Source organism: Thiolapillus sp. (genome assembly GCF_048562965.1).
Taxonomy (GTDB): domain Bacteria; phylum Pseudomonadota; class Gammaproteobacteria; order Chromatiales; family Chromatiaceae; genus Thiolapillus; species Thiolapillus brandeum_A.
On sequence record NZ_JBHNMF010001045.1, the window covers coordinates 1 to 953 of the forward strand.

The 953-nt window shown below is 53.1% G+C and carries 1 protein-coding gene; it reads right to left on the reverse strand.

What is annotated here, in order from left to right:
* On the reverse strand, window positions 1-953 hold a 953-nt coding region (locus ACOCD2_RS22165; RefSeq protein ID WP_294059285.1), incomplete at both ends, for a Tn3 family transposase.

Genomic DNA, 953 nt, shown 5'->3' on the forward strand with positions numbered 1-953 from the left:
CGAATGTGCCATTCGGTCATCAGGTTCTGATCCCAGGAGCCAAATTTCTTGGAATCCGATGCACAGGATGTTGTGCCTTCTCCCCATATCGAGGGATTACGAGCAGTAAAAATCGCGTTAGCAACCTGCCCAATGGCGTTGCGCAGTGCGGCCTTGTGAATAAAGCGGCGGCGCACATTGAGCAGTTCTTTGTAACTGATCCCATGACGGCTGCCGCTGACCCGCTTCAATCCGGTGTTAGTACCCATGCCGTAGAGGCAAAGCAATATCCGCTGCTGCAAACTTTGACGATCCGGATTTTCCCTGTCTGCCACGGTCTTAAAATGGTCGCTGAATCCGATTCGCAAGTCGGCTTCCTTCAGCACATCGAGCAAGCTGGTCATGGGCCACCGGCCGGTAATTTCACGTTTCAGATAAGCCAGGTTCATCGGTTCCTGTTGCGGAGCGAGTGGGGTAATGGAAATCCGATTTTTGCCCTGGGACAAGATCCGCACCTTGCGGTTTTTCGGCATCTCCCGATTGAGTAATTCCAGTGCTGAACTCATTTCGCTACGCAGTTGTTCAACAAAGGCGGTTGCGTCGGTAGTCTGGCCGAGGTCCTGGTAATAGTTTTCGCGGTTGGCGTCGAAGTCCAACGGGAGATCGTCATCGGGGTTACGGTAACGGTCGGCATCCACTACCCAAATTTCCTTGCAGCGTAAGCGCTTCCGCAACGCCTGCAAGACACAGATTTCGTAGTTAATCCGGTTGATACGCTTCTCGCCCTGGTTGTCCTCGATGACAATATCGCGCCATTTTGGCTGGATAACCCCGTCCACCGGAATGGTGTCATCGAGCGTGATATACCGCTGGTTGCTGGTTTGATTGTGCTTCAGCCAATCCAGTGCATCCAGTACCGGGCGATGCTGGGTGTTGTTGGAGCAGAATGTCAGCGCCTCCAGAATCTTGGGTAA